The sequence below is a fragment of the Bordetella holmesii genome (assembly GCF_020735985.1).
Classification (GTDB): Bacteria; Pseudomonadota; Gammaproteobacteria; order Burkholderiales; family Burkholderiaceae_B; genus Bordetella; species Bordetella holmesii.
Window position 1 is genome coordinate 907,394 of sequence record NZ_CP085973.1, and the last position, 18,033, is coordinate 925,426.

The 18,033-nt window shown below is 62.9% G+C and carries 15 protein-coding genes and 1 tRNA gene; 11 read left to right on the forward strand and 5 right to left on the reverse strand.

Going from position 1 to position 18,033, the window contains the following annotated elements; all coding sequences use genetic code 11:
- Nucleotides 1–56: 56 nt before the first annotated feature.
- Nucleotides 57–2,330, reverse strand: a complete 2,274-nt coding sequence (locus tag LK440_RS04265) for a heavy metal translocating P-type ATPase (RefSeq protein ID WP_005014954.1) — start codon at nt 2,328–2,330, stop codon at nt 57–59.
- 101 nt (nt 2,331–2,431) lie between these two features.
- Between LK440_RS04265 and cadR the strand changes: the two genes are divergently transcribed.
- Together cadR and LK440_RS04275 are read left to right on the forward strand one after the other, a co-directional pair.
- On the forward strand, nt 2,432–2,866 hold the full coding sequence (cadR, locus tag LK440_RS04270; RefSeq protein WP_005014953.1) for a Cd(II)/Pb(II)-responsive transcriptional regulator: 435 nt from the start codon (nt 2,432–2,434) through the stop codon (nt 2,864–2,866).
- A gap of 157 nt (nt 2,867–3,023) precedes the next feature.
- The gene (locus tag LK440_RS04275) at nt 3,024–3,644 is read left to right on the forward strand and encodes a nitroreductase family protein (protein WP_005014952.1); all 621 of its coding nucleotides are present in this window, start codon (nt 3,024–3,026) and stop codon (nt 3,642–3,644) included.
- A gap of 54 nt (nt 3,645–3,698) precedes the next feature.
- Here the strand turns inward: LK440_RS04275 and argH are convergent, their stop codons facing one another.
- Complete coding sequence (gene argH / locus LK440_RS04280) at nt 3,699–5,111, reverse strand: argininosuccinate lyase (RefSeq protein ID WP_005014951.1); 1,413 nt, start codon at nt 5,109–5,111, stop codon at nt 3,699–3,701.
- Nucleotides 5,112–5,221: 110 nt separating this feature from the next.
- Between argH and LK440_RS04285 the strand changes: the two genes are divergently transcribed.
- The 3 genes from LK440_RS04285 to LK440_RS04295 are packed head-to-tail and all read left to right on the forward strand — an operon-like array spanning nt 5,222 to nt 8,586.
- Entirely contained in the window at nt 5,222–6,541 is a 1,320-nt protein-coding gene (locus tag LK440_RS04285; RefSeq protein ID WP_005014943.1) for a mechanosensitive ion channel family protein, read from the forward strand.
- A 36-nt stretch (nt 6,542–6,577) separates the two neighbouring features.
- Complete coding sequence (locus LK440_RS04290; protein ID WP_005014941.1) at nt 6,578–8,212, forward strand: NAD+ synthase; 1,635 nt, start codon at nt 6,578–6,580, stop codon at nt 8,210–8,212.
- 35 nt (nt 8,213–8,247) lie between these two features.
- Nucleotides 8,248–8,586, forward strand: a complete 339-nt coding sequence (locus LK440_RS04295) for a P-II family nitrogen regulator (RefSeq protein WP_005014939.1) — start codon at nt 8,248–8,250, stop codon at nt 8,584–8,586.
- 55 nt (nt 8,587–8,641) lie between these two features.
- Here LK440_RS04295 and LK440_RS04300 read toward each other — a convergent pair whose 3' ends face one another.
- A complete protein-coding gene (locus LK440_RS04300; protein ID WP_005012861.1) occupies nt 8,642–9,862 on the reverse strand; it encodes an ISL3 family transposase in 1,221 nt (406 codons plus the stop codon).
- Between the two features lie 75 nt (nt 9,863–9,937).
- Here LK440_RS04300 and LK440_RS04305 point away from each other — a divergent pair, with 75 nt between their 5' ends.
- A complete protein-coding gene (locus LK440_RS04305; protein ID WP_005014938.1) occupies nt 9,938–11,410 on the forward strand; it encodes an amidase in 1,473 nt (490 codons plus the stop codon).
- A gap of 656 nt (nt 11,411–12,066) precedes the next feature.
- Here the strand turns inward: LK440_RS04305 and LK440_RS04310 are convergent.
- Nucleotides 12,067–12,156, reverse strand: a tRNA-Ser gene (locus tag LK440_RS04310).
- A gap of 117 nt (nt 12,157–12,273) precedes the next feature.
- Between LK440_RS04310 and LK440_RS04315 the strand changes: the two genes are divergently transcribed.
- From LK440_RS04315 to secG, 3 genes are all read left to right on the forward strand, one after another.
- Entirely contained in the window at nt 12,274–13,248 is a 975-nt protein-coding gene (locus tag LK440_RS04315; RefSeq protein WP_005014935.1) for an NAD(P)H-quinone oxidoreductase, read from the forward strand.
- Between the two features lie 186 nt (nt 13,249–13,434).
- Nucleotides 13,435–14,187: a triose-phosphate isomerase gene (tpiA, locus tag LK440_RS04320; protein WP_005014933.1), complete on the forward strand. Its 753-nt coding sequence runs from the start codon at nt 13,435–13,437 to the stop codon at nt 14,185–14,187.
- 21 nt (nt 14,188–14,208) lie between these two features.
- Nucleotides 14,209–14,643, forward strand: a complete 435-nt coding sequence (gene secG / locus LK440_RS04325; protein WP_005014932.1) for a preprotein translocase subunit SecG — start codon at nt 14,209–14,211, stop codon at nt 14,641–14,643.
- A gap of 44 nt (nt 14,644–14,687) precedes the next feature.
- On the opposite strand, the gene LK440_RS04330 is transcribed toward secG, so the two are convergent.
- Complete coding sequence (locus LK440_RS04330; protein ID WP_005014931.1) at nt 14,688–15,839, reverse strand: glycosyltransferase family 4 protein; 1,152 nt, start codon at nt 15,837–15,839, stop codon at nt 14,688–14,690.
- 286 nt (nt 15,840–16,125) lie between these two features.
- Here LK440_RS04330 and LK440_RS04335 point away from each other — a divergent pair, with 286 nt between their 5' ends.
- Nucleotides 16,126–17,040 carry a siderophore ABC transporter substrate-binding protein gene (locus LK440_RS04335; protein WP_005014930.1) on the forward strand — a complete coding sequence of 305 codons (915 nt, stop codon included), beginning with the start codon at nt 16,126–16,128 and terminating at the stop codon, nt 17,038–17,040.
- Between the two features lie 2 nt (nt 17,041–17,042).
- Nucleotides 17,043–18,032, forward strand: coding sequence for an ABC transporter permease (locus LK440_RS04340; protein WP_005014929.1), 990 nt, complete (start codon nt 17,043–17,045; stop codon nt 18,030–18,032).
- Nucleotide 18,033 lies beyond the last annotated feature (1 nt).

Here is an 18,033-nt window from a genome sequence, read left to right on the forward strand (position 1 = left end):
CCATTCGCGACAAAACATGAACGCCGCTCGCGCTGCTGCGCGTGATGTATCGGCGGTCAGCGCGCTCTGGCTGCGCGCAGCAGGCGCAGACCATTCGCCACGACCAGCAGGCTGGCGCCGACGTCCGCAAAGACTGCCATCCAGAGGGTGGCATTGCCGGTGACGGCCAGCGCCAGAAACACCACCTTGATGCCTAGCGCCAGGACGATGTTCTGCATCAGCACGCGATGGGTCGCACGCGACAGGCGCACGAAGCTGCCAATTTTGCGCAGGTCATCATCCATCAAGGCCACGTCGGCCGTTTCGATGGCCGTACCAGTGCCTGCCGCACCCATGGCAAAGCCGATGTCGGCGCGCGCCAGGGCCGGAGCGTCGTTGATGCCGTCGCCCACCATGCCCACCAACCCCGGGCCGCCGGCCTTGGCCTCCACACGCGCGAGTTTGTCCTCAGGCAGCATGTCGCCGTGGACCTCGTCAATACCGGCTTCGCGGGCCACGGCCTGCGCGGCACGGGTGTTGTCGCCCGTGAGCATCAGCGTGCGCACGCCCAGGCTGTGCAGATCCGCGATCGCCTCGGCGCTGGTGGGTTTGAGCGTATCGGCGACGGCAGCCAGCGCGAGCACGTGGCGGCCGTCGGTCAGGACGTTGGCGGTTTTGCCGGCCGCTTCCAGCGCATCGATGCGCGCCTCGACGCCGGCGTCGAGCACGTTGAGTTCGCGCATCAATCGGCGGTTGCCAAGATAGAAATCGGTGCCGTCTATGCGGCCGGCCACGCCACGGCCGGCCAGCGCCTTGAAATCGCTCACGGGCAGGAAATCGGCGGGCGTATAGGCGAGCGCCAACGCGCGCGAGACGGGATGATCCGAGCGCGCGGCCAGACTGGCGGCCACGCGTTGCGGCGACAGGCCGCCAGTCGTGGCTGGTTGCAGAATCTGCATATCGGTCTGCACCGGCTTGCCACGTGTGAGCGTACCGGTCTTGTCCAGTGCCAGCCAACGTAAACGCCGGCCGTTCTCCAGATAGACACCGCCTTTGATGAGAATGCCGCGCCGTGCCGCGGCAGTTAGGCCGCTGACCACGCTGACCGGCGTGGAAATCACCAGGGCGCAGGGGCAGGCGATGATAAGCAGCGCCAGCGCTCGGTAGAGCGAGTCGATCCATGTGTGGCCCAGGGCTAATGGCGGCACCACGGCCACCAGCACGGCCAGGCCCACGACGGTGGGGGTATAGACTCGCGAGAATGTGTCGATAAAGCGCTGTGTCGGAGCACGCGCGCCTTGTGCCTGCTCGACAGCGTGGATGATGCGATCCAGGGTCGTGTTTCCGGCCGCGGCCGTGACGCGATAGTCGAATCCGCCGTCGGCGTTGATGGTGCCCGCGTATACCGGGTCCCCCACGGTCTTTTCCACCGGCAGGCTCTCGCCGGTGATAGGTGCTTGATTCACGGCGGAGCCGCCATCGATCAGGGTGCCGTCGGCGGCGATGCGCTCGCCGGGGCGCACACGCACGGCGTCGCCAATTCGCAGCGTGGCGGCCGGCACGTCGCTCCAACTGCCATCGGGGTTGCGGCGATGGGCGGTCTGCGGCGCCAGATCCATCAGACCGCGCACGGCATTGCGCGCGCGGTCCAGCGCGCGGGCCTCGATCAACTCGGCCACATTGAAAAGAAACATCACCATCGCCGCTTCAGGCCACTGCCCAATGAGCACCGCGCCCGTGACGGCGATGCTCATCAAGGCGTTGATGTTGAGATTGCCGTTGCGCACAGCGATCCAACCTTTCCGATAGGTACCCAGGCCGCTTGCTGCGATGGAGACCACGGCCAGAAGCGCCGTCAGCCAGATTGGCAAGGACGCGAAATGCGCTGCCTCGGCCAGGGCGGCAAGCATACCGCCTGCGGCCAGCAAACGCCAGGCGGTGTGCTTGGCGGACTGGGGCGACGCCGTTGTTCCGACCGGCTCTGGGGTCATACCCAAGCTGGAGATGGCCTCGATGACGGCATCCCGGCTGCCGTCGGCATGCACGACCGTCAGCACACGCTGCATGAGGTTGAACTCGAGCGCGTGCACTTGCGGCATGCCGCCGAGTTTTTTCCGGATCAGCGTCTCTTCCGTCGGGCAATCCATCTGGCCGATGCGCAGGCGCGACAGCTCCTGGCCGTCACCGGCCTGCAATCCCGTGGGATCAGGAAAGTCTGCGCGGCGGCTGGCATGCTCGTGACCATGAGCGTGGGTGTGTCCATGGTCATGCTCGTGGTGGCCGGCCGCATGGGCGTCATCGCGGTGCGAGCAGCAGGCGGCAGGGCGGTCGTCGTGCGTGGGCGTGGACATGATGATTCCGTATGTTGCGTCCCCAGTTGGAGCACAGGGTATGTTGGCATTGCACACCCTGGAGTTACTATAGGGTCAAGCCTTCCGATCCGGAGTTTCCTATGAAAATCGGCGAATTAGCCAAGGCAGCTGCCACCACGGTGGAAACCGTACGCTATTACGAGCGTGAAGGGTTGCTGCCCGCGCCCGAGCGCGGCATGAACAACTACCGCAGTTATGGGCAACTGCATCTGGAGCGGCTGCGGCTGATCCGCAATTGCCGCGCGCTGGACATGACTCAGGACGAAATCCGCGCCATTCTCAGCCTGGCCGACAACCATCAGGCAGGCTGTGGGGGTATCAACGAACTGTTCGATGAGCATATCGCCCATGTCGATGCCCGTATTGCCGAGCTCACCCAGCTCCGAGAGCAGCTGAGCGACTTGCGCCAGCGCTGCGGCTCGGCGCGTCAGGATGCGGAGGACTGCGGCATTCTGCATGGCCTGTCAGAGATGCAGGTCGAGGAAAGGCCGCAGCGCCACACTCACCTGGGTTGAACGGGCGCGGCAATACCCCCGCGGCCGAGCGGGGAGCTAAGGTCGCCGCCGGGGTAGGGCTTTACAATAGGAATGTTTCTCATTGATTGGCCCGGACTGACGGGCCGGCATATTGCAGCTTGCTACCATAGCCGCAATCCGTACCTATTCGAGCCCCATGACCGACGCCCTGACTCAACCCGCCCTGCATGCGCTGAATACCCGCCGTTCCGTGAAATTTCTCCGCGGTCCGGCCCCCAAGCCTGATGAGCAGGCCCTGATCCTTCAAGCCGCCATGAGTGCGCCCGACCATGGTGCCTTGCGCCCCTGGCGCTTTGTGCGCATCCAAGGTGATGCGATTGCCCGTTTTGCCGACGTGGCGCTGGATGCGGTCAAGCGTAGTGGCGACGCGCGCATGACCCCCGAGAAAGAAAAGTCGGTGCGCGCCTGGATGGCGGATGTCCCGCTGTTTCTGGCCCTGGCGGCCAAGATCGACCACAACTCCAAGGTGTGCGAGCAGGAGCAGGTGCTGGCTGCCGGCGCGGCGGTGATGAACATCCTCAACGCTACCCATATGCTGGGCTACGGTGCTTTCTGGAGCGCGGGCCTGGGCACATATGTTGAAGAAGTGCAGGAGATCCTTGGCCTCGACCCGCTGGACTATCGTTTTCTGGGCTATCTGGCCATCGGCACACCAGCTTGCGCCGTGCCGCAACACGAGCGCCCGGATTTCCACGATTTTCTGAGCGACTGGACGGGGGCTGAACCAGCCGCCGGCAGCCAGGCGCCCGAGGTCTGAAAAGCAAGTGGGCCCCACGTGTGGGGCCCACTTTGCATTGCGCCGAACGTGCGCTCAGGCGCTTTCTTCGATGACCCTCTGGGCTTCAATGCGCACGCGCTCAGGGGCGGTGCCACCGATATGCTTGCGCGCGGCCACCGAGCCTTCCAGGGTCAGCACCTCATGGATGTCGGCCCCGATGGAGGGGTGGTAGGCCTTGAGCTCATCGAGCGTGAGATCGGCCAGGTCGCAGCCGCGCCGTTCGCAATCGCGCACCGCGTGGGCAACGACTTCGTGGGCGTCGCGAAAGGGCAGGCCGCGTTTGACCAGGTAATCAGCCAGATCGGTGGCCGTGGCGAAACCCTGTAGCGCGGCGGCGCGCATGTTGTCAGGCTTGACCTTGATGCCACCGGCCATGTCGGCAAAGATGGTCAGCGTGTCGCGCACCGTATCAACGGTGTCGAACAGGCCTTCCTTGTCTTCCTGGTTGTCCTTGTTGTAGGCCAGGGGCTGGCCTTTCATCAGGGTCAACAGGGCGACCAGATGGCCGTTGACCCGGCCGGTCTTGCCGCGCGCCAGTTCGGGGACGTCAGGGTTTTTCTTCTGCGGCATGATGGAGCTGCCGGTGCAGAAACGATCAGCCAAGTCGATAAAACCCACGCGCGGGTTCATCCAGAGCACCAGTTCTTCGGACAGGCGCGAGACGTGCGTCATGATCAGAGCGGCGGCGGCGCAGAATTCGATGGCGAAGTCGCGGTCGGATACGGCGTCGAGCGAGTTGCGGCACACGCCGTCGAAGTCCAGGCTGTGGGCCACGCGCTCGCGGTCGATCGGATAGGACGTGCCCGCCAGGGCGGCTGCGCCTAGCGGCAGGCGATTGACCCGCTTGCGGCAATCGGCCAGTCGCTCGGCATCGCGGCCGAACATCTCGGCGTAGGCCAGCAGATGATGGCCGAAGGTGACCGGCTGGGCCACCTGCAGATGGGTGAAGCCCGGCATGATGGTGGCTGCGTTGTCCAGCGCCACTGTGGCTAGCGCATGGCGCAACTGGCGCAGCAGACCGATCAGGATGTCGATCTCATCGCGCAGCCACAAACGGATGTCCGTGGCGACCTGGTCGTTGCGCGAGCGGCCGGTGTGCAGGCGTTTGCCCGCATCGCCCACCAGTTCCACGAGGCGTTTTTCGATGTTCAGGTGGACGTCTTCGAGGTCGAGCAGCCACTGAAAGCTGCCCGCGTCTATCTCGGAGAGAATCTGCTGCATGCCCCGTTGAATGTCGGCCAGATCCTGGGCGGAAATGATGCCCTGGGCGGCCAGCATGTCGGCATGGGCCAGTGAGCCGCGAATGTCGTGGCGCGCCAGGCGCTTGTCGAAATCCACCGACGCGGTGTAGCGCTTGACGAGATCGGAGACGGGTTCGGAGAATCGCGCGGACCAGGCTTGGGCCTTGTTGGCGAACTGGTCTTGTTGGGAGGGATTATTTGCCATGATGTCGAGAATTATAGGGCCTTGAAGGCATACTGGCGCGCGGGCTTTGCCGCCCGCGATATCGGATAATGTGGCTGCAAGGACCCCGACGCAAGGAGCAAGCTTTGACAATGCAGTGGCAGACCGTGGCCGCAACCCTGGACGAGTACACCCCTGGCCAGCCCTGGGCGCAGACCCTGGTCGGCGTGGCCGTGCTTGTTGTGGCGGCGCTTTTCGTCCAGTGGGTCGTGGCGCGCCTGGTGCTCTATTTCGCCCATCGCCTGCTGCGTGCGTCCGGGCATGAGGACTGGGACAAGGCCTTGCTGCGCCGCCGGGCCTACCACAACCTTTGGTACGCCGTGCCATTTGCGGTGGTGTCGGTAGGTATCGGTCTGGTGCCTCATGCCGAACGCGTCGTCACGCTGGTCGGCCGACTGGCGCATGCCGGGGCCTGGATCTGCGTGTTCGTGGCCGTCAGCGGCGTGCTCAGCGCCTGGCAGGACACCTACTCGGCCACCACGCGCGCGCAGACCCGCTCCATCAAGGGCTATATCCAGATCACCAAGCTCGTCATGGTGGCCATTTGCGTGGTGCTGGTGCTGTCGATCCTGATGGACCGCTCGCCACTGTGGATGATTTCCGGCCTGGGGGCGCTGTCCGCCGTGCTGCTGCTGGTGTTCAAGGACACGTTGTTGTCGCTGGTGGCCAGCACGCAACTGACCTCCAACGACATGCTGCGCATCGGCGACTGGATCGAGATGCCGCAGGCCAACGCCGATGGCTTCGTCAAAGACATCGCGCTGCACACGGTCAAGGTGCAGAACTGGGACAACACGGTAACCACCGTGCCGACCTATAAGCTGTTTTCCGAAAGCTATCGCAACTACCGCCAGATGTTCGAATCGGGCGGGCGGCGTATCAAACGCACATTGCGCATCGATGCCACCTCGGTGCGTTTTCTGGACACCGCCGAGTCGCAGCGCCTGATGCGCTTTCGGCTGCTGCACGATTATCTCGAGGCCAAAGAACACGATCTGGCTCGGGCCAACCAGACCCTGGGAGATCTGGCCCAGGTGCCGGCCAACCGGCGGCGACTGACCAATATCGGCACGTTCCGCGCCTACGGGCTGGCATACCTGCGCCAGCATCCCGAGGTGCGGCAGGACATGGCCATGATGGTGCGCATGATGGAGCCCCAGGCCGAAGGCATCCCCGTGGAGGTTTATTGCTTCACGGCACTGACGGCCTGGGTCGAGTATGAGCGCATACAAGGCGACATTTTCGACCATCTTCTGGCTATTCTCCCCGAACTCGGCCTCAGGCTCTATCAGCAGCCTTCCGGCGCGGACCTCAGTGCCTTTTCCGGCCAACTGGGCCAGACCGCCCTGCGGCACGCGCGTCTGGAGCAGGCGCCGGCGGACGCGGGCTGGGACGAGTCGGCCATGCGATAATTTCACATCCCTTTGTCTGCATTGGAATCGTCGTTCATGAGCGTTGTCCGGGTAGGAATCGCGCAAATCAATGCCTGCGTGGGCGACCTGGCCGGCAACGCCGCCAAGGTTCTGCAGGCGGCCCGCGAGGCCCATGGCCTGGGAGCCGACATTCTGGTGGCTCCTGAACTGGTGTTGACCGGTTATCCCCCCGAAGATCTGTTGCTGCGTCCGCTATTCATCGAGCGCCAGCATGCCGAGCTCGAGAAATTGGCCGCAGAACTGGGCGCGTTGGCAGGTCTGCACGTGCTGGTCGGACATGTCCAGCGCCGCGAGGGGCGGCTCTACAACGCCGCTTCTTTGCTGGCTGCCGGGCGCAATCTGGGCACCTATTGCAAGCGCGAGTTGCCCAATTATTCGGTTTTTGACGAGCAGCGATATTTCACGCCGGATACCCGGCCCCTGGTCTTCGAGGTCAAGGGCCAGCGGTTTGGCGTGAATATCTGTGAGGACATCTGGTTCGAGCGCACGGCGCAGGCCGCAGTCCATGCCGGCGCTCAGGTTCTGCTGGTGCCCAACGCCTCGCCTTACAACCTGGGCAAGCAGGCCGAGCGCCTGATGATGGCGCAACGCACCGTGGCGCAGACGGGCTGCGCCCTGATTTACGCCAACATGGTGGGCGGCCAGGACGAACTGGTTTTCGATGGCGCGTCCTTCGCCCTGGATGGCGAAGGCCAGGTGCGCGCCCGTCTTGCGGACTTCGTCGAGGGCGTAAAGATCGTCGAGCTGCATCCCGGTGGCGTGATCGAGCCGGTCGGTGCCGATGCGGCCGTGCAGCCGGACAGCGACGAAGCGCAGGTCTGGAACGCGCTCGTATTGGGCACGCGCGATTATCTGGGCAAGAACCGGTTTTCCGGGGCCATCATCGGCCTGTCCGGCGGCATCGATTCGGCCGTGGTGCTGGCCGTGGCGGTCGATGCGCTGGGCGCCGACAACGTGCATGCCGTCATGATGCCTTCGCGCTACACCGCCGATATTTCTCTGACGGATGCCCGCGACATGGCCCAGCGGGTGGGTGTGCGATACGACGAGATCATCATCGGCCCGGTCGTCGATGCCTTCGAGGACGCGCTGGCCCCGCATTTCGCGGGCCTGCCGGTGGACGCGACCGAAGAAAACATTCAGGCGCGCGCGCGCGGTACCTTGCTCATGGCGCTGTCGAACAAGACTGGCCGACTGGTTCTGACCACGGGGAACAAGTCGGAAATGACCACAGGTTATTGCACGCTATACGGCGATATGGCGGGCGGTTTCGCGGTCATCAAGGATGTCCCCAAGACGCTGGTTTACCGGCTTGCGGCCTGGCGTAACACCCAGGGCGACATCATTCCCGAGCGCATCATTACCCGGCCCCCCTCGGCGGAGTTGCGTCCGGACCAGAAAGACCAGGACAGCCTGCCGCCGTATGATGTCCTCGATGGCATTGTGGTGCGCTACATGGAGCAGAACGCCTCGGCGGCCGATATCGTGGCCGAAGGGTATCCGCCGGAGGCTGTCGAACAGGTATTGCGGCTAATCCGCATCAATGAGTACAAGCGCCGGCAGGCGCCACCCGGCCCACGCATCACACCCCGCGCATTCGGCCGGGATTGGCGCTATCCTGTCACCAACGGATTCCGCGAATCTCCCTGAGCCGGCACGCCACAACAATCTCCAGGACTGCGAAAGTGAAACAAGTTACCGCCATCATCAAACCGTTCAAGCTCGACGAGGTTCGCGAGGCGCTGGCCGAGGTCGGCGTCAGCGGTCTGACGGTTACCGAGGTCAAGGGCTTCGGACGCCAGAAGGGGCACACGGAGTTGTATCGCGGCGCGGAGTATGTGGTGGACTTTCTGCCCAAGATCCGCGTCGAGGTGGTGCTGGCCGATGATCTGGTCGACCAGGCGATCGAGGCCGTCTTGAAGGCCGCACGCACGGGCAAGATCGGTGATGGCAAGATTTTCGTCACGCCCGTCGAGCAGGCCATTCGTATCCGTACGGGTGAATCCGACGAAGAGGCGCTCTGAATCGTTGTCACTCGGTTTGCCAGGAAACGCCGCATCCGCGGCGTTTTTTTTGGGTTCATCGAGGAATACCGGGGAATGCAGACCGGATCTTGAGGAAGAAGTACTCCTGATCGCGGTAGCCGTAGGCGCGGCGCTTGATGACTTTGATGGTGTTGTTGATGCCCTCGACGATGCTGGTGTTGAGCCGGTGGCGACAGCGAGACAGAATCCCGTGCAGATAGGCTTTTAGCTTGAGCGCGAAGTGAGCCAAGGCGGCGATGCCGCTGCCCCGAGCCTGTTGCAGCCAGTGATCCCATGCCTGGCGGGCGTAGCCGGGGTGTTGGTAGAACCACAGCTGTTTGAGCTCATCGCGCATCAGATAAGCGGTGAGCAAGGGCTGGTTGGCCTGGAGCAACTCGTCCAACTTTACCGATTGGCACGGATCGAGGTTTTTGCGATTGCGCAGCAGTAGCCAGCGACTGGACTTGATCACCCGGCGGGCCGGCTTGTCGTGCCGCAACTGGTTCGCTTGGTCTACACGCACCCGGTCTATCACTTCACGGCCGTACTTGGCCACGACGTGGAACAGGTCGTAGACGATCTCGGCGTTGGGGCAGTTGGCCTGGATCTCCAGCTCATAGGCCGTCGTCATGTCGATCGCTACGGCCCGGATCTGCTGGGCAACCCCAGTTGGCAGTTGTTCGAAGAAGGCTCTGGCCGTCTCGCGCGAGCGGCCATCACCGATCCATAGCACCTGACGGCGGATCGGATCGACAACGACCGTGGCATAACGATGGCCCTTGTGTAGAGCGAACTCGTCCATCGCTAGGTAGTGGATCTGGCTCCAGTCCGGCTCTTGGATCGCCCGTCGCAGCAGGGCCTTGTCCAGCGCCTTGACCGTGTGCCAACCCAGTTGGAAGAAGCGCGCCACGGCCAGAATGTTGCTGGACTCAAGCAACTGGCTGACCGCCTCGGCCAGCCGGTCGGTCACTCGCTGGTAACGGCCCAGCCAGCTCAGCCTCTCCAGATGCGGTCCACCGCACTGCTCGCACCAGACCCGCCGACGCGGCACTACCAGCGTCACTCGCAGCGCCATTAGCGGCAGATCCCGCACCCGGCGCGTGGTCGTCTCATGCACCTGCCGACATCGGTTGCCGCAGTGCTCGCAGTGCATCGTTCGCGCTGAAGGCTTCAGGTAAATCGTGACCGTCCGGCTCTCACCTTCAGGCCACACGACCCGCTCCACCCGATAACCTTCCCACCCACCCAACCTCTCGATCGTCTTGCGGTCCAGCATGATCCCGGCCTTGATCCTTGAAAAATCAAGGATCAAGCGTAACGGCAATCAAGCACGGCTCCACGCTATTCCGCGATGAACCTTTTTTTTTTTGCCCCTGACTACTCCATTCAAACCATGAATACATACGAAAACTGTGACGGCCTTGACCTGGCCTCGGCGGTTCGGCGCGGTGAAACGTCGCCGACAGAGCTCCTGCAGGAAGCTATTGCACGCATCAGAACTCGGAATCCGGTCTTTAACTGCGTTGCCTACTACGACGAAGATATCGGCAAAAAGGGCATCGAACAGGCGTCGCGTAGCGGACCGTTCTATGGTGTTCCTTTTCTGTTGAAAGATATTGGCGCGACCGCAGTCGGTATGCCCTTGAGCAATGGCTCTCGATTCTTCAAGGGGATTGTGTCCTCCGAAGATTCTGAATTGGTTACGCGTTATCGCCGCGCCGGGCTTGCCATCTTTGGCACCACGACCACGCCTGAGTTCGCCGTCAACTGCACGACAGAGGCCCTTGCCTATGGTGGACCGACCCGCAATCCGTGGGACATCTCGCGCTCCAGCGGCGGGTCCAGCGGTGGAGCAGCGGCGTCTGTTGCCGCCGGTATTGTCCCTGTGGCTCACGGCGGCGACGGCGGCGGGTCTTTGCGCATTCCTGCCTCGGCTTGCGGCCTGTTCGGCTTTAAGCCTTCGCGCATGCGTACGCCCACCGGCCCCAATGGCGGCGAGGGCTGGGGTGGCCTGGCTGGAGATCATGTCGTGTCTCGCTCGGTCCGCGATAGCGCCGCCGCGTTGGATTTCAGCCAAGGTGCGGATGACGGCACCCCGTACACAGCTCCGCTTTTTGGCGGCTCTTATCTGAAAGCGGTGGGGGAGGCGCCCCGCCGATTGCGGATAGGCCTTGTCACTCGCTCACCTTCCGGCGAGACCACCCATCCGGATTGCGTCGCCGCGGCGGAGGATGTGGCCGCGCTGTGCGTGTCGCTGGGGCACATTGTTGAGCCGATCGACTTTCCAGCGGCCATCGAGTACGAACGCTTCGGCCACGCCATGCGCCTCATCGTGGCTTCTGGCACGGCGTCTGCGGTTCAGGCGCGGGAACAGGCGCTGGGCCGCAAGGCCACCGAAGAGGACCTGGAACTGTCTATTTTCACGGCCGTCGATTTTGCCCGTCGCCATAGCGCGGTTGAGTATTTCGAAGCGATCTCGCTGATGCACACCACCGGCCGGCATTTGGGCCGCCTCATGCGCCAATACGATGTTTTGTTGACGCCCACGCTGGCGAGCCCTCCGGTAGAGCTGGGCGTGTACGCGGCCGACAAGGATTATGTTGCGCATCGCAGCGCAACGTTGAAATACACCGCCTTCCTTCCATACTTCAATGCCAGCGGGCAGCCGGCGATGTCCATTCCGCTGCACTGGAACAGCGTGGGCCTGCCGATAGGCGTGCAGTTTGCTGCGGCGCAGGGTGAAGAAGCTCTCCTGTTTAGTCTAGCTGGCCAGCTCGAGGCGGCCCGGCCGTGGTTCCATCGCCGGCCTGCCAACCTGCCGTAGACGCGGCTGCACACGGCCTACGATCCAAGTTCTATTGATGTAGCCCTTAGCGTTCGGGAATCCCGACGGTCCGGCAGCACGGCATCTCCGTGCGTCGATCGCCTGCACGTCGGGATCGTTTCCTGTGACCTGAAAGGGGCGAGGTACATCTTCAGGGGAGGTCTTGCAAGGTAGGGCGCTATGCGTTGACTTGGGCGGCCGATGGGTGCCCGTAAAGCTGCATGGGAGTTGGGTTTCGGATAAAAAAATAGACCTCGTGTTGAGGTCTATTGGCAGAGAATTGGTGCCCGAGGCCGGAATCGAACCGGCACGCCTTGCGGCGAGGGATTTTCTTACCACTTCGGCTTTCGCCGCCAGCGCGCGCTGTTGGTGGTCTGGAGCACGCCTTCACCTTAGCCTTGCAGCCTTAGGTGCCCGCCGTCTGCTCTCTACACCTTCCCGGGCCGGGGCCTGGGCTTGGCTCGGCGTTGGCTCGGATGCCGGGGCATCCAGGGCGTTCGCCGAATTTGACGGGCTTCACCTCTGGAGTTTCCTCCGGAGGGCTCAAATTGTTCAAGTCCCTTGTGTCTACCGATTTCACCACTCGGGCAGAGTGCGCATTGCACTGCAAATCTATCGCGCCATACTGCTGTGCGCCTGGCTTGCCACAGTGTGTATGGCGGAAGCGGTGGGATTCGAACCCACGAAGGGTATAAACCCTTGCCGGTTTTCAAGACCGGTGCCTTCAACCGCTCGGCCACGCTTCCTTGATTCGACGCCGCCAAAGGCGTCATGAAACCCTGTTGGCCGCCAGGACGTGGCGCAGGTTTTCCGTAAAGGGCGTCATAATAATCTATTTGCTCAACGAAGGACGGAGACAATTCATGCGCGCAGTGGAAATCAGCCAGCCAGGCGGCCCCGAAGTGCTGGTGCCGGCCCAGCGACCCACGCCCGAACCCGGAGCCGGGGAGGTTCTGATCAAGGTGACCGCGGCGGGCATAAACCGGCCAGACGTGTTTCAGCGCATGGGTAATTACGCGCCTCCGCCGGGAAGCTCGGATCTGCCCGGCCTTGAAGTGGCCGGCGAGATCGTGGGCGGCGATGCCGCGGCGGGCGGCTTCAAAGTGGGCGATAAGGTCTGCGCCTTGCTGGCCGGAGGCGGCTATGCCGAATACTGTGTCGCGCCCGCACTCCAATGCCTGCCGATTCCCAAGGGCTTGTCGGACGTCGAGGCCGCCGGCCTGCCCGAGACCTATTTCACGGTCTGGAGCAATGTGTTCGATCGTGGCGCGCTGTCGGCCGGCGAAACCCTGCTGGTGCATGGCGGGGCCAGTGGTATCGGCACCACAGCGATTCAGATTGCGTGCGCCTTGGGGCATACGGTTTACGCGACCGTGGGCAGCGACGAGCGCGTGGCCGCCGTCGAGCGGCTCGGTGCCAAGGGAATCAACTACAAAACCCAGGATTTTGTTCAGGAAATCAAGACCTTGACGGGCGGCAAGGGCGTTGACGTGGTGCTGGATATGGTGGCTGGCGACTATATCGGCCGTGATCTGAGCTGCCTGGCCGATGATGGGCGCGTCGTGATCATTGCCCAGCTAGGCGGCTCCAAGGCCACCATCAACACGGCGGATCTGATGCGTCGTCGTCTGACGGTGACGGGGTCCACGCTGCGTCCGCGTCCGGTAGCGTTCAAGGGGGCGATCGCCCAGGCCCTGCGCCAGAGAGTCTGGCCGTTGCTGGAGCAAGGCGCGATCAAGCCCATCATCCATGCCACCTTGCCACTGGAGCAGGCCGCCAAGGGGCACGCCATGATGGAAGCTGGCGAACAGGTCGGGAAGATCATCCTCACCGTGTAACACCCTTGGGGCGGCGGAAACCGCTCCAACAGGATACAATCGTGGGTTTAACCCGGGGTGCGGGGGTTTTCTGCGCTCCGCTGACTCGCCTGGCAGGCTTTGCGCCTCATCTTGGCGAGTGTCTGGTGGGCCTTTCTGGCCGACCGGACTTCACCATTTGTGAATAGCTTTCAACCCATAGAGCGCATGACCGAAAACGCCGCCACTCGTCGTACCCGCCTGGTGCTGGGCAACTGGAAGATGCATGGCAGCCTGGCCGAAAATGCCAGCCTGCTGGCTGCCCTGCGCGCCGCCGACCCCGTCTCGCATTGCGAGATCGGTGTCTGTGTGCCGTTTCCCTATCTGGCTCAGACACATGCCGAATTGTCGGGCAGCACCGTCAGTTGGGGGGCGCAGGATGTCAATGCCCAGGCCAAGGGGGCGTTTACCGGCGAGGTTTCAGCGTCGATGCTGAAAGAGTTCGGCTGCCGTTGGGCCCTGGCCGGGCACTCCGAGCGCCGCAGTTTGCACGGTGAGACCGATCAACAAGTGGCCGACAAGGCAAGTGCTGCGTTGGCCGCGGGGCTCGTGCCGGTCGTTTGTGTGGGCGAGTCTCTGGCTGAACGCCAGGCTGGCCAAACGCTGGCCATCATCGAGCGCCAACTGGCACCCGTTTTGGCATTGGGCCGCGAGGCTGTGGCGGGTATGGTTCTGGCGTATGAGCCCGTCTGGGCCATCGGCACCGGATTGTCGGCGACGCCCGAGCAGGCTCAGGAAGTCCATGCCGCCATTCGGGCGGCATTGACCACGTTGGGCGCAGCGCAGGTTCAGGTGCTGTATGGCGGTAGCGTCAAAGCCGCGAATGCCGCCACGCTTTTTGCCATGGCCGACATCGATGGCGCGCTGGTTGGCGGCGCCTCGCTGGTGGCCGAAGAATTCTTGCGTATTGCCGCAAACTAAAGTTTCCGTTCGGAGTCTGTAATGTCTTTGATGCTTACCATCCTGCTTGTCGTCCAGGTGATCTCGGCGCTTACCATCATTGCCTTGGTGCTATTGCAGCAGGGCAAGGGCGCTGACATGGGGTCGTCGTTTGGTTCCGGTTCCGCCGGCAGCCTGTTCGGTGCCACGGGTGCCGCCAACTTCATGTCACGCAGCACCAAGTGGGCGGCCGTGGTCTTTTTCGCCACGACGGCTGGCCTGGCGTATATGTCGCACAAGGGCAGTAGCGGCCCCACCGTTGAGAGCGGCGTGATGCAAACTTTCCAGGATCGCTCTGTGCCTCAGGCTCCGGGCACGCCGGCCACTGGTGGCGCCGCATCGGTCCCGCAAGCGCCGGCCGCTGCTCCGTCGGTGCCCAGTGCTCCGGCTGACGTGCCGCAAACGCCGGCAGCACCAGCTCCTGCCGAAAGCAAGTAATCGGCCTGGCCAATAAAACAACGGCGCCCAAGGGCGCCGTTGTTTTATTGGGTTTGACTGCGGGAGCTTGCAAAGCGCGTGGGCGCGACTTCGCGCAGCCAACGCCAGTACACATGTTCGGTTCGCTCAGCCAAGCGCCGCAGCGAGAACTTGTCTTCCCCGCGCACCCGCTGCTTGCCCGCTTGACCCATCAGGCGGCGTAACTCGGGCTCTGCAATGAAGCGCTGCAAGACAGCGCGCAGTGCCTCGATGTCGTCCGGGGGCACGAGCATGCCGGTTTCTCCGTCGTGCAGCATTTCGCTGACGCCGCCCACATCCAGTCCTACTACGGGCAGTCCACACGCGGCGGCTTCGACGAACACGGGGCCGGACGCTTCTTTGCGGGTAGGCAAGGCAAAAATGTCGCTGCCTGCCATGATATTTGGGACATCATCCCGAAAGCCCATCATGTGGACACGACCTTCGAGGCCATGCGCGTTGATCAGGGACTGCAGGGTCTCGAACATGGGCGAGCCTGTGCCAACGATGACCAGATGCACGCGCGGATCTGCCTTGATTACCGGTTGCAGCGCTTCGATCAGCTCGGGGTGCCCCTTGGTGGCTCGCAGCACGGCCACACTGCAGATCACGATGTCTTGATCCGACAGCCCGAGTTCGGCGCGCAGGGTGGATCGAAGATCGGCGGGTGGAAGCTTGATCGGGGAGTAAATGGTCTCCATGCGGGCCGAAGGCACACCGCGCTCGATCAGATAGTCGCGTACGTGGTTGCTCACCGTGCTGATGCGGTGCGGCACCCAGGTATAGGCCAGCATCGAATTGACGCGATTGCTGAGATGGCGGGTGCGAACGACCAGGGGGGTGCGTGCCAGGCGCGCACCGATGCCCGCCAGCAGGGTATCGATGCGGCTGTGGGTATTCAGGACGTCGAAGTGCCCTTGTTTCAGAATGCGCCGGATTTGCGGCAAACCGCGCAGCAGGTTTGCCATTCCGCCCATGGGCAGACGGTGCACGGTGAAACCGAGTTCGGCCGCTTTGGCGGCCATCTGCGCCTGGGGCTGGCAGATGAGTTCAACGTGGTGGCCGCGCTCGCGCATGGCGGCCATTTCTTTGAGAATGCGCCGTTCCTGACCGCCGAGGCCGGTCGCGGCTTCGGCATGAAGGATGCGCAATGGATGCAGGGGGAGAGAACTGGACATCAGAGTAATGCAGCGATGCGAGAAACATCGCCGAGGCTGGAGTAAACCCAACCTTACTTGCTATTCCGTGCCTGGTTTGCAATGAAAATGTGTTTTCCATGAGCGCAAAAAACAGCCGCCCCAGGGGAACCGTCAATACTGAAATCACCCGAAACACTTTATGAAAAACGGATGGGTTTAGTGCAGGGGGCGTAGCTGTCGGCAAGCTGAAGATACTGTTATATTGAGAACAATTCCTATTTGTAAAATTGGCTGCCTAAAGCAGCCGCTGTAACCAGGAAAAAACATGTCTCAATACCCAGGGCTGCGCCGCTGGCTGGCTGGTGCCGTGCTCGCCGCCTCTCCTTTTTTCGTGTCGGTCGCCGAGGTCGCGCATGCGCAAGGCAGCACGAACGTACCGCCGAATCCGGCCAAAACGGTCGTGATGGACTTGGCCGTGCTGGACACCCTGCATACGCTTGGCGTGGACGTCGCGGGTGTACCGTCTGCCACCAAATGGCCGGATCATCTGGCGCAGTACGCGGACAAACGCTACCCTAAGGTCGGGTCGATGTCCGAACCGGACTACGAGGCGATCCACCGCCTGGGGCCGGACGTGATTTTTGTTGCCGGGCGCTCGGCGCCCAAATATGCCGAGCTTGCTCGTCTGGCGCCGACAGTCGATCTGACCGTCGATCCCAAGGATCTGGTCGCAAGCGTGCAACGTAATACGCACACCCTGGCCGGCATCTATGGCCGCCAGGCGCAGGCCGATGAAAAACTCGCTGCCCTGAACGCTTCGATTGCCGCGCTGCGCGCGCGCGCTGGCCAAGCCGGCACCGGGCTTATCGTGTTGACGACCGGAGGCAAGATGAGCGCCTATGGCCCCGGATCGCGCTTTGGTGTCATCCACGATGCCTTTGGTGTGACGCCCGCTGCGCGCGATCTGAAGGTCTCCAATCACGGTCAGGCCGTCTCTTTCGAGTTCATCTCGCAGGTCGACCCTGACTGGCTGTTCGTCATCGATCGCGATGCCGCCATCGGGCGCGAAGGCACATCGGCAAACGCCTTGCTCGACAATGAGCTCGTCCGCCAGACCAAAGCCTGGAAAAACAAGCATGTGGTTTACCTTGACGCGTTCAATTGGTATTCGCTCGGTGCTGCCGGTCTGACGTCGTTGCAGCAAAGCGTGCAGGAAGTCGACGCGGCACTTGCGAAATAAGCATGGCCGAGGTTGCGCGGCGCAGGCAGTCCTGCGCGCTGGCTGCCGTGTGCGTACTCCTGCTCGCTTTGTGCATGACAAGCTTGGGGTTGGGGGCGGGGCAGTTTGCCTACGCGGATCTGTTTGCTCCTGCGAAGGCGGATCGCGCCTGGCAATTGTTGCTGGTCAGCCGTGTGCCGCGTACGGTGGCGCTGCTGCTGGCCGGGATGTCGCTGGCGGTGGCGGGGCTGCTGATGCAGATGTTGGTGCGCAACCGCTATGTCGAACCCTCCACGGCGGGCACCATGGAGTCGGCCACGCTTGGCATTTTTGTGGTGACTTTGTTGGCGCCTGGCGCGCCCGTTCTTGCCAAGATGCTCGCGGCCACCGGCTTCGGGCTGGCCGGCAGCCTGGTGTTTCTCGCGCTGTTGCGCCGCGTTCCCTTGCGCAGTCCGTTTCTGGTTCCGCTGATCGGCCTGATCCTCGGTGGGGTAATCCATGCCGTGACGACGTACGTGGCCTTGCAGCACGATCTTTTACAGTCGTTGCATGCCTGGACGACGGGCGATTTTTCGGGCGTGCTGCGAGGGCGCTATGAGCTCTTATGGCTAGGCGCCGTACTGACCTGTGTGGCCTACCTGGCCGCCGACCGTTACACCGTGGCCGGCATGGGCAAGGACTTCGCTTCCAATCTGGGTTTGAACTATGCGCGGCTGACCATGGTCGGGCTATTGATCGTCTCGGCGATTTCCGCCGTGGTGGTGGTGACTGCGGGCAGCATCCCGTTTCTGGGGTTGATCGTGCCCAATGCAGTGAGTCTGGTCATGGGAGACAACATGCGGCGCGCCATTCCTTGGGTGGCGTTGCTGGGCGCAGTGTTCGTGCTGGCCTGCGACATTCTTGGCCGGCTGCTGCTTTATCCCTATGAGGTCCCGATCGGCACGGTCGTCGGCGTGGTGGGCAGCGCGATCTTTCTGTGGCTGCTACTTAGCAAAAGGGGGCGTCTTGGTTGAC

Excerpts from the sequence above, each read along its gene's own strand:
- LK440_RS04305 (WP_005014938.1), top strand. The coding sequence starts at position 9,938 with ATGAACCTTTTTTTTTTTGCCCCTGACTACTCCATTCAAACCATGAAT.
- argH (WP_005014951.1), bottom strand. The coding sequence starts at position 5,111 with ATGGCAAATAATCCCTCCCAACAAGACCAGTTCGCCAACAAGGCCCAA.
- LK440_RS04275 (WP_005014952.1), top strand. The coding sequence starts at position 3,024 with ATGACCGACGCCCTGACTCAACCCGCCCTGCATGCGCTGAATACCCGC.
- LK440_RS04265 (WP_005014954.1), bottom strand. The coding sequence starts at position 2,330 with ATGTCCACGCCCACGCACGACGACCGCCCTGCCGCCTGCTGCTCGCAC.
- tpiA (WP_005014933.1), top strand. The coding sequence starts at position 13,435 with ATGACCGAAAACGCCGCCACTCGTCGTACCCGCCTGGTGCTGGGCAAC.
- secG (WP_005014932.1), top strand. The coding sequence starts at position 14,209 with ATGTCTTTGATGCTTACCATCCTGCTTGTCGTCCAGGTGATCTCGGCG.
- LK440_RS04335 (WP_005014930.1), top strand. The coding sequence starts at position 16,126 with ATGTCTCAATACCCAGGGCTGCGCCGCTGGCTGGCTGGTGCCGTGCTC.
- LK440_RS04330 (WP_005014931.1), bottom strand. The coding sequence starts at position 15,839 with ATGTCCAGTTCTCTCCCCCTGCATCCATTGCGCATCCTTCATGCCGAA.
- LK440_RS04290 (WP_005014941.1), top strand. The coding sequence starts at position 6,578 with ATGAGCGTTGTCCGGGTAGGAATCGCGCAAATCAATGCCTGCGTGGGC.
- LK440_RS04285 (WP_005014943.1), top strand. The coding sequence starts at position 5,222 with ATGCAGTGGCAGACCGTGGCCGCAACCCTGGACGAGTACACCCCTGGC.
- LK440_RS04315 (WP_005014935.1), top strand. The coding sequence starts at position 12,274 with ATGCGCGCAGTGGAAATCAGCCAGCCAGGCGGCCCCGAAGTGCTGGTG.
- LK440_RS04300 (WP_005012861.1), bottom strand. The coding sequence starts at position 9,862 with ATGCTGGACCGCAAGACGATCGAGAGGTTGGGTGGGTGGGAAGGTTAT.
- cadR (WP_005014953.1), top strand. The coding sequence starts at position 2,432 with ATGAAAATCGGCGAATTAGCCAAGGCAGCTGCCACCACGGTGGAAACC.
- LK440_RS04340 (WP_005014929.1), top strand. The coding sequence starts at position 17,043 with ATGGCCGAGGTTGCGCGGCGCAGGCAGTCCTGCGCGCTGGCTGCCGTG.